At 61.6% G+C, this 730-nt stretch carries 1 protein-coding gene; it reads left to right on the forward strand.

Translation table 11 applies throughout. From position 1 onward, the window contains the following. On the forward strand, positions 1-730 hold a 730-nt coding region (gene tssI, locus JIF53_RS04210), incomplete at both ends, for a type VI secretion system tip protein TssI/VgrG (RefSeq protein WP_199451899.1).

Raw genomic sequence — 730 nt, forward strand, 5'->3', positions numbered from 1 at the left:
CGGCAAAAGCAACCGCCCGGACTTCACCCCCGGCGCCAAAGTGGAACTGCAGGACCACGACAGCCAGACCCTGAACCGGGAATGGCTGCTCACCGCCATCACCCACACCGGCAAACAGCCCCAGGCCCTGGAAGAAGAGGGTGGCAGTGAGCCCACCAGCTACCACAACACCTTCAGCGCCATCCCGGCCGACAAAACCTGGCGCCCCCTGTGTAATCACAAACCCGTGATGGACGGCCCCCAGATGGCGCTCGTCACCGGCCCGGAGGGGGAAGAAATCCACTGCGACCAGTACGGCCGGGTAAAAGTAAGATTCCCTTGGGACCGCTATTCCAAGAACGACGAACACTCAAGCGCCTGGCTGCGCGTGGCCCAGGGCTGGGCGGGTGGCCAGTACGGCTTTATGGCTCTGCCCAGAATTGGCCACGAAGTCATCGTCTCCTTCCTCGACGGCGACCCGGACCAGCCCATCATCACCGGAAGAACCTACCACGCCACCAACACACCGCCGTATGCGCTGCCGGAGCACAAAACCCGGACCACCCTGAAGACCAAAACCCACAAGGGCGAGGGCAGCAACGAACTGCGCTTTGAAGACGAAGCCGGCGAAGAACAGATCTACGTGCACGCCCAGAAAGACCTGGACCTGCTGACGGAAAACAACCGCACCGAAGTCATCAGGAACGACAGCCACCTGACGGTGGAAAACAACCGTGTCAGCCACACCCAA

Source organism: Marinobacter sp. bablab_jr008, assembly GCF_016464145.1.
GTDB lineage: Bacteria > Pseudomonadota > Gammaproteobacteria > Pseudomonadales > Oleiphilaceae > Marinobacter > Marinobacter nauticus.